General features: G+C 46.3%; 13 protein-coding genes and 1 tRNA gene. 2 read left to right on the top strand and 12 right to left on the bottom strand.

Going from position 1 to position 14,425, the window contains the following annotated elements; translation table 11 throughout:
* Window positions 1-112: 112 nt before the first annotated feature.
* The gene (locus tag MHO32_RS19340) at window positions 113-1,438 is read right to left on the bottom strand and encodes a hypothetical protein (RefSeq protein WP_239213489.1); all 1,326 of its coding nucleotides are present in this window, start codon (window positions 1,436-1,438) and stop codon (window positions 113-115) included.
* 196 nt (window positions 1,439-1,634) lie between these two features.
* Window positions 1,635-2,495, bottom strand: a complete 861-nt coding sequence (gene folD, locus MHO32_RS19335) for a bifunctional methylenetetrahydrofolate dehydrogenase/methenyltetrahydrofolate cyclohydrolase FolD (protein WP_009696037.1) — start codon at window positions 2,493-2,495, stop codon at window positions 1,635-1,637.
* A 203-nt stretch (window positions 2,496-2,698) separates the two neighbouring features.
* Between folD and MHO32_RS19330 the strand changes: the two genes are divergently transcribed.
* Both MHO32_RS19330 and MHO32_RS19325 read left to right on the top strand, forming a co-directional pair.
* A tRNA-Arg gene (locus MHO32_RS19330) sits at window positions 2,699-2,775 on the top strand.
* Between the two features lie 112 nt (window positions 2,776-2,887).
* Window positions 2,888-3,484: a hypothetical protein gene (locus MHO32_RS19325; RefSeq protein WP_005446464.1), complete on the top strand. Its 597-nt coding sequence runs from the start codon at window positions 2,888-2,890 to the stop codon at window positions 3,482-3,484.
* 55 nt (window positions 3,485-3,539) lie between these two features.
* On the opposite strand, the gene MHO32_RS19320 is transcribed toward MHO32_RS19325, so the two are convergent.
* The 10 genes from MHO32_RS19320 to MHO32_RS19275 are packed head-to-tail and all read right to left on the bottom strand — an operon-like array spanning window position 3,540 to window position 14,424.
* Window positions 3,540-4,763, bottom strand: a complete 1,224-nt coding sequence (locus MHO32_RS19320; RefSeq protein WP_239213487.1) for a beta-ketoacyl-ACP synthase — start codon at window positions 4,761-4,763, stop codon at window positions 3,540-3,542.
* Complete coding sequence (fabG, locus tag MHO32_RS19315) at window positions 4,760-5,485, bottom strand: 3-oxoacyl-ACP reductase FabG (protein WP_029788652.1); 726 nt, start codon at window positions 5,483-5,485, stop codon at window positions 4,760-4,762. The genes MHO32_RS19320 and fabG overlap by 4 nt, the downstream gene beginning before the upstream one ends.
* The gene (locus tag MHO32_RS19310) at window positions 5,482-5,946 is read right to left on the bottom strand and encodes a hotdog family protein (RefSeq protein ID WP_017188383.1); all 465 of its coding nucleotides are present in this window, start codon (window positions 5,944-5,946) and stop codon (window positions 5,482-5,484) included. The genes fabG and MHO32_RS19310 overlap by 4 nt, the downstream gene beginning before the upstream one ends.
* The gene (locus MHO32_RS19305) at window positions 5,939-7,126 is read right to left on the bottom strand and encodes a beta-ketoacyl-[acyl-carrier-protein] synthase family protein (RefSeq protein WP_239213485.1); all 1,188 of its coding nucleotides are present in this window, start codon (window positions 7,124-7,126) and stop codon (window positions 5,939-5,941) included. Before MHO32_RS19305 ends, MHO32_RS19310 begins: the two co-directional genes overlap by 8 nt.
* 21 nt (window positions 7,127-7,147) lie before the next feature.
* Complete coding sequence (locus MHO32_RS19300; protein WP_239213483.1) at window positions 7,148-7,759, bottom strand: DUF3261 domain-containing protein; 612 nt, start codon at window positions 7,757-7,759, stop codon at window positions 7,148-7,150.
* Window positions 7,756-10,098: an MMPL family transporter gene (locus tag MHO32_RS19295; RefSeq protein WP_239213481.1), complete on the bottom strand. Its 2,343-nt coding sequence runs from the start codon at window positions 10,096-10,098 to the stop codon at window positions 7,756-7,758. The genes MHO32_RS19300 and MHO32_RS19295 overlap by 4 nt, the downstream gene beginning before the upstream one ends.
* Window positions 10,070-10,699 (bottom strand): LolA family protein, encoded by a 630-nt coding sequence (locus MHO32_RS19290; RefSeq protein WP_239213479.1) that lies wholly within the window; start codon window positions 10,697-10,699, stop codon window positions 10,070-10,072. Before MHO32_RS19290 ends, MHO32_RS19295 begins: the two co-directional genes overlap by 29 nt.
* Window positions 10,699-11,145, bottom strand: a complete 447-nt coding sequence (locus MHO32_RS19285; RefSeq protein ID WP_005446478.1) for an acyl-CoA thioesterase — start codon at window positions 11,143-11,145, stop codon at window positions 10,699-10,701. Before MHO32_RS19285 ends, MHO32_RS19290 begins: the two co-directional genes overlap by 1 nt.
* A complete protein-coding gene (locus MHO32_RS19280; RefSeq protein ID WP_050937791.1) occupies window positions 11,145-12,698 on the bottom strand; it encodes an HAL/PAL/TAL family ammonia-lyase in 1,554 nt (517 codons plus the stop codon). Before MHO32_RS19280 ends, MHO32_RS19285 begins: the two co-directional genes overlap by 1 nt.
* Window positions 12,682-14,424, bottom strand: coding sequence for a glycosyltransferase family 2 protein (locus MHO32_RS19275; protein ID WP_239213477.1), 1,743 nt, complete (start codon window positions 14,422-14,424; stop codon window positions 12,682-12,684). Before MHO32_RS19275 ends, MHO32_RS19280 begins: the two co-directional genes overlap by 17 nt.
* Between the last annotated feature and the right edge of the window lies 1 nt (window position 14,425).

Here is a 14,425-nt window from a genome sequence, read left to right as displayed (position 1 = left end):
ACAACTTGGAAAGAGCTGGCTATTACACTGCGTTGTTTTCCTTACTCTCGAATCAATGACAACGCTCTGAATCCTGCATCTTGAAGTCACTTGGGTATAGTAGAAGCCAGACTCAGAAAGCGCGATGGGTGAGAGGGCATTGAGTTAATACTTCAAAATAAGTGACAAGCTCATCGGCAAGTTTTGGATTGTTGCGACTCAAATAGTAGGCATTCATCTCGGAATGTGTCCCTTCGTAGGTGGTATCAGGCATGTTGACGAGATTCATTGATGCAACATAACGGTAAATAAATTGAGTCTCTGTCAGGTTACCCGTGGAGATAATGATTGTGTCATCGACGACGATAAATTTAGCGTGCAAAGAGGTGTTGAAGTAATACGCCGTGTTTGGTCTTTGTTTGAGGAAGTTGACCATCTGGAGAAAGTTAGTGGTATTAGAAGGTATCCGCGTTTCCACTAACTGCTGGTTGATGCAAACGTAGTGTTTACCTGATTTTTTAATTTTGTGTTCATCCGTATAGGTTTGGGAAATGACGCGCAGTTCGACATCGGGATGGTTAGGTATTAAGTTCTGATCATTAATGTGCTGTGCACACAGAATGATCCTTTTTCTCGCATTGCGAATCAGGGTATAAATTTTATCCTGAACAATGGTATTGGATTCATTTAAAAAGTGAGCGGTAAAGTAGATGCCTTGATCCCATGAGGGGGAAGACAATCTCTCTTGTGCCTTTTCTTGATAGCTATACCCTCGTTTTTTCTCATAATGTTTGATGTTTTCGCTATTGATTTTTAAGTGGTCAAAAAACTCCTGACACCTTTGATGATCGTGTTCTGAGTTTTCCGTATGAACCAATAACTCATGCTTAATTAAGTCCCTGACTGCCATATTTGAAGACGTGACCATGGAGTGACTAGACCCCGATTTGAACTTAATAAATAGGTGTTTGATATGGAGAGAGTAGGGCATTCTTCCTCGAGAGAAGGGCTTAACATACTTCGATCGGACATACATATGATCACAGATGTACAAGTTGATTTTTGGATTCTCAGACTTGGCAAATCTGCCATATAAATACTGGGCGATGTCTTTTTTGGAGAACGGTTTTTTCTGTTTACTTTGTAGTGCTTTGTTTTTGCTTAGCTTAGGTGCGAAAGTGGGAGATTGCGCCGGAGTTTTATCGTAGCCCTCTAAAGGAATAGAGAAGATATTCAATGTAATTCCAGCCTTCAACGCTGATCCAATCATACTTTCCAGCATCAATTTGTTATTGCATAAATACAACGCGAGATTGATCTCTTCGAGCTGCTCTTTCTGTTGGTCGATAAAATCGCAAATGAAATCAGTAAATTTGGGGCTTCCACCTTCCGCATAAAACTCATAATCCGGTAGGTTTTGTTTTGGTGACGGACCTTCAAACAGTATTCTTTCTCGCATGGCATTTAGCTGTACAGAAACAAATGAAAACCACTATACCGCGACTAAATTGTGTATTGGCTGTGTTTGAATGAACTTAGAAGTGGTTCAAAAAATACTCACTCTCTATTGAGTTATATTGTTATTAACGGCTGGGGTTAGAGTTACAGCCAATAAAAAAGGCTCCACTGGAGCCTTTTTTTCATCGGGGGCGCACTTACTTTTTGGTGTGGAACTGTTCGCATGCCAGCATTGTGTTCTCAATTAGGCTTGCCACTGTCATCGGACCAACACCACCTGGTACAGGGGTAATGAAGCTCGCGTTTTCACGCGCTTTATCGTATTCCACGTCACCCACTAGTTTGCCTGACTCAAGACGGTTGATACCCACATCAACCACAACCGCGCCTTTCTTAATCCACTCTCCAGGAATGAAGTTCGGCTTACCAACCGCAACTACAACAAGGTCTGCTTGGCGAACGTGACCTTCTAGGTCTTTGGTAAAGCGGTGACAAGTCGTTGTTGTGCAGCCAGCAAGAAGCAGCTCAAGAGTCATTGGGCGACCAACAATGTTTGATGCACCAACCACAACTGCGTGTTTGCCACGTAGTTCTATGTTGTAACGGTCAAGAAGCGTAATAATGCCTTTTGGTGTACAAGAACGAAGCTTAGGAATGCGCTGCGCTAGACGACCCACGTTGTAAGGGTGGAAGCCATCCACGTCTTTCTCTGGGTGAATGCGCTCAAGAACGTGCGTTGCATCGATGCCAGCAGGAAGAGGTAACTGAACAAGAATACCGTCAATTTCTACGTCGTTGTTCAACTCATCAATTAGAGCCAGCAATTCTTCTTCCGACGTTGTCGCAGGAAGGTCAAAAGACTTAGAGACAAAGCCAACTTCCTCACACGCACGGCGCTTACTGCCAACGTATACTTGAGAGGCTGGATCTTCACCAACTAGAACAACTGCAAGACCAGGAGCGCGAAGACCAGCTTCAATACGAGCTTTCACACGTGCTGCAACTTCGGATCGAACAGTTTGGGAAATAAGAGTTCCATCTATATTTTGAGCAGTCATGACTTTCCTTTTAAATTGAGAAGGCAAATTATTTGCGGCGCATTGTCGCAGAAAATCTATTTAACATCCATACGCAAACGTTTGCTTTGTGGTGTTTTTGAACATTTAGCCTTTTGGTGCCCTTTTTTTAGGCATTCAGATCAGAATGTTATGAAAACTCGTTGATTTAAGCGCTTGAACTCGTATAATCCTGTCCCTGTAGCGCGCCCTTAGCTCAGCTGGATAGAGCACGTCCCTTCTAAGGATGTGGTCATAGGTTCGAATCCTATAGGGCGTGCCATTTATTCAAAAGCCCCGATAACTCTCTGAGTTGTCGGGGTTTTGTCGTTTTGGATTGTCCAAAATGACTCATTTCATAGAATTTGGTTCTCTTCTATTTCATTTAGTAAATCATGAAAAAAATAATTCTAACCGCAGTTGTGCTTTCTATTTTAAGTGGATGTGTCACGCGTAAAGTTCGTGTGCTTCCACAAGCTGTCAATATTTCTCCGATTACTGACGTAGCAATTAAAAATCTTAATTGTCAGATGGTGGACTCTTACACGATTGAAGATATCCATCCTAACAACGTTGACCGTATGTTGAAGAATCAAACATACGCATCGGGAGGTAACCGTTATCACATTGCTACCGTGCTCGATACCAGTCGTGGTCGTCCTTCCAGTGTGGTTGCTGAGTTGTATCATTGTCCATCGGCACCGAGCGTAAGTGTGGCTAAAGCAACCAAGACCATGCTATTGCCTGGTGCCAATGAGGTGCAGCCAATCTCATTTGCAGAGGTGGAAAACAATGAGTGTAAAGTCATCGGTAACCAAGTTGTGTCTGAGCAACAAAAAGGTTCCTTATTTGAGGAACTTGCAAACCAAGTTTATATGGCGGGTGGTAACCGATATCACGTGGTGAAGGTGATAGAAACTGATGGACAAAATCCAACGTCAGTTTCAGCAGATATTTATCGCTGTAAGCACCGTTCTGTAGCTTACGAATAGAACAAAAAAGCGCTAGCTAATAAGAAGAAGCTAGCGCTTTTTGTTTAAAAGGGGTTTAGATCTTTTTAAAGATGAGTGAGGTGTTGATACCGCCAAACGCAAAGTTATTGCTCATTAGGTATTCAACATTGAGCTCGCGACCTTGTCCTGAGATGTAATCTAGGTCGCCACACTGTGGGTCTAGGTTCTCTAGGTTAAGGGTCGGGTTAAACCAACCTCCGTGCATCATCTCTAGGCTTAGCCACGCCTCGATAGCACCACAAGCACCTAGGGTATGACCAAAGTAGCTCTTCAATGAGCTGATTGGCACTTTACCGAGTGCATTTGCCGTGGCGTTGCTTTCTGCAATGTCGCCGCGGTCAGTCGCCGTACCGTGCGCCGATACATAATCGATTTGATCTGCCGAAATGCCTGCGTTCTGTAGTGCCATCTCCATACAGATTTGCATGGTTTCCATTTGAGGTTGTGTTACGTGTGCAGCATCGCAGTTGCTTGCAAAACCAATGATCTCGGCATAGATTTCCGCGCCGCGAGCCACTGCGTGTTCGTACTCTTCTAAAACCAATGTACCTGCGCCTTCGCCAATTACTAAGCCATCGCGCTCGGTATCGTAGGGTCTTGGGGTACTTTTCGGTGCGTCGTTTTTCAAACTGGTCGCGAAAAGGGTATCAAACACAGCCGATTCTGTTGGGCAAAGCTCTTCAGCGCCACCTGCAACCATCACGGTTTGGTAACCGTGCTTAATGGCTTCGTAGGCGTAACCAATCGCTTGGCTGCCAGAAGTACATGCGCTACTGGTTGGGATTACGCGACCTTTTAAGCCAAAGAACAGACCAACGTTAACTGCAGTCGTGTGTGGCATCATTTGTACGTAAGTTGTCGCGGTAATCGCTTTGGTGGTTTTATCATTTAGCATTACACCAAATGCGCCAATGGCATCGGTACTGCCTGTAGATGAGCCGTAAGCGATACCGGTTTGACCGTTAGTGAGAACATCATTGCCAATCAGACCAGCTTGGCTTAGCGCGTTTTCTGTTGCGACAGTCGCAAGCTTAGAGACACGACCCATACCGCGGACTTGTTTGCGTTTGTAATGCTTCGGTAGTTCGAAGTCAGTTACAGGTGCAGCAAGCTTGGTGTTCAAACCATCATATTGCTCATAAGAAGGCATGTATTGAGTGGCGTTCTGGCAGTCGCGCAGTTTAGGCTCTACTGCTGACCAATCGTTACCAAAGGCGGTAACACCGGACATACCTGTCACAACGACTCGACGACTCATACTAAGCCTCCATTTACTGAGATAACTTGGCGGGTAACATAACCTGCGATATCAGACATCAAGTAGCTTACCAGACCAGCCACTTCCTCTGGTTCACCCATGCGACGAAGAGGGATTTGCGGCATCGCGTGCTCTTTTACGTGCTCATCCACCATGCCAGTATCAATAAGACCTGGTGCCACACAGTTCACGGTGATCTTACGTTTTGCGAGTTCAAGCGCGAGAGATTTCGTTGCACCAATCACGCCAGCTTTTGCCGCGCTGTAGTTGGTTTGACCACGGTTGCCCATCAGACCAGACACCGACGCGAGAGTCACAATACGACCGCCTTTGCGTTTTTGTACCATTGGCATTACGCAAGGGTGCAGTACGTTGTAGAAACTATCTAGGTTGGTATGAATCACGCCATCCCATTCTTCTTCCGTCATGGCTGGGAAAGCAGTGTCGCGAGTGATGCCAGCATTGTTGACGACACCGTAGTAAGCACCATGCTCTGCGATGTCGGCTTCTAGTTTAGTACGGCATTCTTCGCGGTTGCTGATATCAAACTGGATCAGACGACCCGAGCCACCATGTTGTTCAATGGTCTCTAAAGTGTTTTGTGCGCCTTGTTGATCGCCCATGTAATGCACGACGACGTGGAAACCGTCTTTGGCAAGTTGAACGGCGATGGCTTTACCAATGCCTTTACTGGCACCAGTTACGAGGACTTGTCGGGTCATTGTTGACTCCTGATTTTCATTTCTTTTAATTTTTCTTCTGATGGAACGTATACGTTCAACTGACAGGTAGCGATGGTTTTTTCTTGCCACTCCATGCGAGCAGAAAACACCGCCATGCCATTGTCTTCCATCATTTTCTCGGCATACACGTCGAGCTGTTGACCTTGAGTAAAGGCATCGCACTCAGAGGTGTAACGTCGACTGCCTAATAAGAACCCAATAGGTGGCTCCTGTCCTTGAATAAGGGCATGGTAGCCAGACCAAGCGGCAACAGACTGTGCCATAAACTCTATGCCGACATACGCCGGAACCGTTTGAGTATCACGGTTGAAAAAAGGGTTATGCTCGCCAATATCAACCTGACAATGGATGGTGTCTTGTTGAATATCGATAGCACGATCAACCAAGATCATTGGTCTATCGTGCGGAAGCAGTTGTTCAATTGGGGGAAGTTTAGTCATGAGCGTAACCAAAAATAAGACTAACGTTATTACCGCCGAAAGCAAAAGAGTTGCTTAAAATCGCTTTTCCACCAAGTTTTGATGGTGCTTCAACGAGGGAGATTTCGATATCTTCCGCTTTGTTTGCGCAATGCTGGACGGGGAGATCGAGATCGTAATTCAAAATATGCCATGCGATTGCCGCTTCAGTTGCGCTGGCGGCACCTAGAGTATGACCGGTTAACGGTTTGGTTGAGCTCACTGATACAGCATCGCCAAAGCAGCGGAAAATGGCTTTGCTTTCCATCGAATCGTTCAATGGGGTCGCGGTTCCATGCGCATTGATGTAACCAATATCTTCAGCCGTTAAGCCAGCGTTTGAAAGGGCTTTGTTCATGGCCTCTTCTGCACCTAGTCCCTCTGGGTGTGGTGCAGAGATATGGTGTGCGTCAGAGCTGTCTCCTGCGCCTAACAACGCCACTTTGGCTGGCGTGTGGCTCAATAGCATGATGGACGCGGCTTCTCCGATATTAATACCCGAACGATCTGCATCGAATGGTAAGCAGTGTTTGTCTGACAGGGCTTCTAGACCACTAAAGCCATTTAAGGTCAGGCGACATATGGTGTCGACACCACCAACAATCACGGCATCGACTAGCCCCGATTTTAAAAGACGTTGAGCGGTGATAAATACGCGTCCACTGGAAGAGCAAGCTGTCGATACGGCGTAATGAGGACCGGTCAGTCCAAAATACGCGGCGACAAAGTCACTGCAATGACCAAGCTCTTGCTTACGGTAATGGTAATCGTCTGGGAACGCATCATCTGAGAGCTTTTCTGCAAAGGCAATTTCACCATCTGCAATGCCGGAGGTGCTGGTCCCGATCACCACGGCAATGCGGTCTGAGCCATATTGGCTAATGGCTTCGCGGACTTTGGGTTCGATCTGCAAAATGGCAGAGAGTGCGAGTCGGTTGTTTCTAGAATCAAACGAATGCAACGCCTGCGGAAGCGTTGGTAATGGTTCTAAGACGCGTCCAATAACGGTTTCTCGATCGTTATTCAGAATGGTTTTATCCACGACCATGTTCGATGGCTTAGAACCTGATAGACATTGATGAATGCTTGCATCATCGTTACCCATCGCGGAATGAAAGCCGCAGGCCTGAATATACAAAGGTTGAGGAGAGCGAGTAGACATAGTGTTGTATTAGGATCGTTCTTAATTTAATTGATACTGCAGTGTTTGAATAGAAATCGAAAACGGATGCTGAAGGTGATTAAAGCTAATCTTACCTTTCAGTTTGTCGTGATTCTCATAGCGGATGTCTATGATCTTTTCACCGTCGCTATTAAACACGGCTCTAGAATATTCATCATCAATCATTCGCCACCTTACCTTATTTAGCGGCGCTTCCCAAGCAGAACTCGGCCACAGCGTGATCATTAGGTTGAATAGTACTTGCTCCGGTTCTGGCAACGTGCCATCGAGACCGGTTAAAATTTCTGCATTTATCTGCTCACCATTGTAGTTGAGGGATAAAATTCGGGTACCCCAAGAGGAAAAGCCAGCTAGTGTTACATCGTTGCTGTTCACTTGTAATTGCACTGGCAGTTGTTCTTGTCTCTCTTTTCCTTCTGCGGTCCAAGTTGCAGTAATCAACTGGCTTGCTGTGAGGTGATAACCGAGATCGTTCGGGGCAGGGAGCGCGACAGAGACGCCTTTTTCTATTTCGACGCTAGGCGTTGATTGTTTGGGTACTAAGCTGCAAGCACTGAGCGCAGTTACAAAAATCATTGTGATGAAAATACGCACGGAAGTGGAAGTGCTCATTGTGATTTTTCCTTAGTCATAATAGCAATCGGCGAGAGTAGCCAAGCGATGAAAATGCCGCTTAAAACGGTCACACCAAAGCTATGAATCGCATGGGTTTGACTGAGAGAGAGTAACCCAAAAGACAATACCGTTGTGATGGCAGAGAGCGTAATCGCGAGAAGAGTGCTCAAACTGCGTGCTTTCTCAGCAAAAAATAGGGTGTAGTCGATACCGATTCCCAAGATCAGGATCAAGCCTAACAAGTTAAATAAGTTGAGTGTCGAGCCAGCAGCAACCGCGGCAGCGAGACCTCCAATACAAGCAATTGCTGAAGGGAGTAAAATACGCCAACCGTGGTGAAAGCCGTAGCGTTTGACTAGAACGGTAAAAATAATCGTGGCAGCAGCAAATAACAGCTCCATGATTTTAACGCGGTACTCGCCAAATAATGTCGAGATCTCTTCGGCTTTGTTTAAGTAACTGATATCTGGTTGAGACTGCGCAAATGCTTTTACAATTTCTGGGTCGTTCAACTTGTTTAACGTGATGACCGCTGCCGATTGACCTTCGATTTCTCCCAAGTAGAGGAAGCGAATTGGTTCGGACACCGGATTGTTTAGATAGTCTGGCAAACTGACTGGCACAAGGGTGTTTATCAGTTTTGGCTTGTGTGCCAGTTGTAAGCCTGATGCTAAAGCAGAAGCTTGCGTTTGGTACAGATTCGCTATCAGAGCAAAATCACTTTGTTGGCGTTCGATTGAGCCCAGATACTTACTCAAACTTTGATAGCCTTCAATGATGTTGGTTTGTTGCCATTGCTGTAGCGTGGGGTCAAGTTGCTCTAGTCGTTGAAGCAGAGATTGATCCGTGTCGGTGGTGACCACAAGCATTTGCTGAGAAGCCTGCATTCCACTGACTTTTGTAATCAAAGCCTCTTGCTGCTTTAGCGTTTCTGGCATGGCTTGCAATTGGCGAATGTCATCGTCGTACTTCAACTGAGTGAGAAAATAGCCACTGATGATAAGACAGGTAAGCGGCAGCCCAACTTTCACGCTAGGACGTTGCCACACAGATAACCATGCAGAAAACAACCGATGACCCGGTACTTTCACCGCATTGCGAGAAGGTTTCACTGCGAGAATCGGGTACCAAGCCACTACGGTTGCGTAAGCGGCAATCAGTCCGATAGAGGAGAAGAGGGCAAGTTGCTGCAAGCCTGGGAAAGGCGCAATCAACATGCCTAAATAGCCAATCAAGCTAGTGATTAGACCTAAAGTGATGGCAGCAAAAATATGTTTGAGACCTTTTCGACTGTCCCACTGGCTGCCTTCAGATAAACGTTCAGTCAGATAATGGAAAGCGTAATCTATTGAAACGCCAATCAAGCTTGCACCGAAGACCAAACTGAATAGATGGACTTTGCCAAATACCCAAGTGGTGACGCTAAGAGCAATCAGCAAGCCAACCGAAATGGATAACAGCGCTAAAGAGAGCGGCATTAAACTGCGGAACACAACCAAGAACAACACGACGATGCCCAATAAAGAGAACACGCCAATAGTGCTGATTTCTGATTTCGCACTCTGAGTGCCAAAGTCTGCGTAAAACAGTACGCCGGTATGCGCAGTTTTAGCACCAAACTGTGCGGCGATGGATTGCTCTAGCTGTTCGATTTTTGGAACGACACTTTGAGTCGAGAGAGCGTATGGAGAACCACTGAGTGTCGCAGTGATTAAGAGGTATTGTTGACCATCTTTTTCGACAGACAAGTAGCCATTATCGAGTCTAAACGCTGATGTTTGCTGCGTGACTTGGCTTAAGTAATCACGAAACAGTAAGAACGGATCGTTTTGTAGCTCTTGACCTGTTACGCCCGAAAACGGGTTGTAAAGGGATTGAACCACATATTGCACTTGAGCTTGTGGGTCTTGGCTTAGTCGCTCTCGTTGTGCTTGAGTCAGTTGCTGGAAACGATGATTGAAGTAGTAGCTTGCCCAAACTTGTTGAGCGTCAGGTGATATTTTCCCGACGACATTGGTAAACTGTTGGGTTTCTCTTAACCCTTTTTCAAATGCGCCAGCGGCTTTTAACAATTGTGTTTTGTCGGCAGCGGTCAGTACAAAGATGACTTGATCACTCATACTGGTGGAGACTGCTTCAAACGCTTGCTCTGCGATTGGATTTTGCTGATTTTCAGGCAGCAGTTTTAGGATGTTGGTTTCAATCGGCGAGTGTTCGCTCCCCACCCATTGTTTTAATAGCAGAGCGCTTGCGATCACAACTAAGCTTAACCAAAGCCAAGCCAATGCGTATGAACCTAGACGGAATTTAGAAATCAAATTGAGCCTTTTCTGCATCCGTTAATTCCTTTGGCAAAGACGCTTGTTGAGTAAACTCAATCTCTGTTTTGTCTCCGCGCAGTTCTTCTAGCATTAATTGGTCAATATGAGTGTTACCAGAGAGCGTGATGGCTTTAAACACCGCGTTAAGTGGCGCTCGTTTTGGAGTGAGAACCAATTGCCATTGACCACTATCTTGAGCAGAAAAGTCCAGCGTAAACTGTTCTTTCAATGCTGCGGTATCACCATGGAAAACTGATAGAAATACATGGCTAAAATAGAATGCCATTGGGTTTTCTTGTGCGGTGATGGTTTTTGGCGCTTGGTTAGCAAAGGTCTGGCGTAACTTGTCTTGAGTTAAAACCAAGTTTACGGCAAATGGGATCTGCTGTTGCCAAAGTAAACCGTGCGATTTGCTGAGAGTAAAAATGCCTGTTGAAGTAAGCGGTTGATTAAACATCTCTAGGTGACGGCTTTGTTTAAAATCGCCGCGGACTACTTCGTTTTGTGACAACTGCGCCTGCAATGAGTCGAGATCCACCACTTTTGCCAAGCTCGGAGTCGAGAATGATACGAGCAGAGCCATAGACACAAATAAAGAGAACAAGGATTTGCGCATTAAGATAGGCTCCCACACTTATGCCACTGCTCTACTTTATCTAGAAAAGCGGCAGGAGAAACAAAGCACATTTCTTGTTTTTCGATAGAAACTGCCACTTGTGTGGTATGAGCTTTACACATGCGCTGATCGGTTTTGGCATCATAAATCACGTAGTCTACGCGCAAGCGGTTTTCCCACTCAGTGAGCGTCGCGGTAATGCGAATCTCGTGGTTGAATGGGATTGCCTTTACATACTTCACGCGGGTGTCGATGATTGGCCACATGTAGCCCGACGCTTGCATATCACGGTAGCTGTACTCAATCTTCTCCATTAGCACTCGGCGTGCTTCTTCGAAGTAACGAAAGAAGTTACCGTGATAGATGACGCCCATCGGATCAGCATCCTGAAATGAGGTGACCATTGTCACCTCGGTTTCTAGCGGGTAAAGGACTTGTTCTTGCATTACGCCTCCGCGTACAACAACCAGTGACGTTGTTGGATTTTAGCGATGAAGTTACGTAGATCGTGCTCTAGTGGACGGTCTTCGACAACAAACTCGAACTCTTCCAATACCGCATCGCGAATCATCTTCAAGTTACTGCTCATGTGGTGTTCGTCTAGCTCATTATGGCGGCGACGAATCTCTACCGCTTGAACACTCGCCAGCAAAGATGCCGCTGCGACTTGTTCTGTCAGCTCAAGAACGCGCATACAGTCGCGAGCTGCAATCGTACCCATGCTCACTTTGTCTTGGTTGTGACACTCTGTTGAGCGTGAGAACACGCTTGCAGGCATGGTGTGTTTTAGCGCTTCTGCTGTCCAAGCTGAAATACCAATTTGCACCGCTTTAAAGCCATGGTTGATTGGCTTACGTTCGCCTTCCGCACCCGTCAGGTTGAATGGCAGACCATTGTTGAACTTGTAGTCCATTAACTGAGCCATCTGACGATCCAGTAGATCCGCTAGGTTCGCGATGTTTGTTTTCAGTGTGTCCATCGCCATTGCAATATGACCGCCGTAGAAGTGTCCACCATGCAGCACGCGTTCGTTGTCGCCATCGATGATTGGGTTGTCGTTTGCGCTGTTAAGCTCGTTCTCGATCAATTGACGCAACCAAGGAAGAGAATCTTGAACCATACCGATCACGTGTGGAGCACAACGCAGAGAGTAACGATCTTGCAGGCGGTCACTGTTGCGTGGTGGGCGTTCCGCTTTAAGGTCGTTACGTAGCCATGCCGCAACTTGTTGTTGACCTGGATGAGGTTTCACTGCGAAGAGGGCTTCATCAAAGTGGAAATCATTGCCCTGCATACCTACCGATACCATCGCCGTGACCTTAGTGCACAACTGAGCAAGGTATTCTGCGCGTTTGTAAGCAATACACGCCAGAGCAGTCATCACGGATGTGCCATTCATCAGCGCCAAACCTTCTTTTGGTTTGAGCGTAATTGGAGTAATGCCAAGTTCAGTAAATACATCAAGAGTTGGGCGTACTTCACCTTTGTAAAGCACATCGCGCTCACCAATAAGCGCCGCAGCAAGGTAAGACAGTGGTGTTAAGTCGCCACTAGCGCCAACCGAGCCTTCCTGCGGGATGCGTGGTGCAATGTCGTGGTTGATCAGGTTGACGATTTGGTTCAATAGATCATGCGAAACACCAGAAACCCCCTGTGATAGAGAACATAGGCGAGTTGCCAGCACGGCTCTTGCTTGCTCATGAGACAAGATCTCGCCTAAACCACAACCATGAAAGCGAGTGAGGTGAAGGGGTAATTCATCGACCAATGCTGGTGGGATTGCAACAGTGCAAGAGTCGCCATACCCAGTGGTTACGCCGTAAATTACGCCTTCTTCTTTAAGTAATTTTTCTAGGAATGCCACACCGCGATCAATCTTCGATGTGAATTCCGGTGACGCATTCATGTTTGCTTTTGCACCATGTGCAATCGCGACGACATCTTCAATCGAAAGGCGTTCTGCACCAAAGGTGATGCTTTGATTATTGTTCATTGTCATGTTGCTGATTACTTAAAGTCCAGAAATTAAAAAAGTTGTACCACTGCAATGGAGCTTGCAGTGTGTGATGTTCTAATCGTTGCGCATATTGCTGCACCACGTTGTCCAGCGCTTCTTGGCGACTCTTACGTGGTAAGACGATTTGATCACTAAAATGTTCAAAATATACGTTAAAGTGCGGCGTTTCGGCGTTATCGTCTCGTAGACCAAACAGCAGATAAACTGGAGCTTTCAACACTGAAGCCAACATAAATGGTCCCTGTGGGAAGGGCGCTGGCTTGCCTAAAAAGTCCGCCCAAACGACGCGGCTTTCAACGCTGGTGGAAGTGCGATCGCCAACAATCACCACCCATTCACCTTGCTCTATTTTTTGTTGAAGCAAAATGGCGGTATCGGGTCCCATCGAACTCACTTGGATAAGGTTAAGCTCGGAGCTTGGGTTGACGGCCTTCATCACGGCATTAAATTGCTCGGCGTGCTCGGTGAACACCAATGCATTGATTTTCACGTGTGAATGTCGGCGACCAAGCGCTCTACACAATTCGATGTTACCAAGGTGGGAACCAAGAATGACCACGCCTTGTTGTTTTTCAGCCATCTCTTCGAAGTGGTGCTGACCATGAATGGTAAGATTGTCCACACTGAAATCACCTTGCCAAGCTGCCAACTTATCAAGCATGGTTCGCCCAAATGACAGCAGGTGCTGATAGCTGTCCAAAGGTTGAGGTAGGGTGATGTTCTGTTGTTTCGCGTGTTGTTGCAATTGATCTAAGTAGATCTCAGAAGCTTGTCGAGCAGACTTACCTGTTAGATGGTAGTAACGCATTACGAGCTTCAAAATGAGGTCAAAAACTTTGCGTCCAAATACTCGATAAACGGCTAATAGGGTTTTGATACCCAACACGGTGCCTTGTTCTTTTCGCTTTGACCAATGAGCGTCGCGAGATGTTGCTTGCTTGGATTCGTTTGCACGCTTGTGCTTACGAGCCAGCAATGAAGGGATGCGAGGCAACATGCCAAAGAACAAACGTGTGTGCATCCAACTGATTTTTACGTTATCCCAAAGTGCATCAAAATGAGAAATGCCACCTTCAGGGTAAATCACGCGTGTTGGTACGAAATCAATATCGGTGCCTTCCCAATACATACGAACTAAGATCTCAATGTCGAAGTCCATGCGCTTACCAATGTCGTACTTGTTGAGTACGTCCACAGTCTGGGTAAGAGGGTAAGCTCGAAAGCCACACATGCTGTCTTTGATAGAAAGCGATAGTGTCTCAATCCACACCCAAACATGGGTCGCGTATCGTCCGTAGAGACGTGATTTAGGTACACTTTCGTCGTAAACCGGTTGTCCAGAAATCAGTCTGTCTGGGTTAGCCTGCGAAGCCTGCAATAACGTTGGCACAGCCTCAAGGTCGTGTTGCCCATCGGCATCTATCTGAATTGCATGAGAGAACCCTTGTAGCAGCGCTTGCTTAATACCAGCCATTACTGCGCCACCTTTACCTTGGTTTTCTGAAAGGCGAATCAAGGTGATTTTCTCTTCATTTGCTAAAGCATCTAGAGCACGTTTTGTCTCTTCATTACTGCCGTCATCAACGACTAAAACTGGCAGGGAAAAAACAGACAACGACTCAACTACAGCCGCAATCGTGCTGCCATGGTTGTAGCATGGAATAAGAAAACAAGGGTGGTATTGGTTCTCGTTGCTTGCGCTTGTCACG

The organism is Vibrio sp. MMH1-50, assembly GCF_022347645.1.
Classification (GTDB): Bacteria; Pseudomonadota; Gammaproteobacteria; order Enterobacterales; family Vibrionaceae; genus Vibrio; species Vibrio harveyi.
This window is presented reverse-complemented; position numbering and strand designations above follow the sequence as displayed.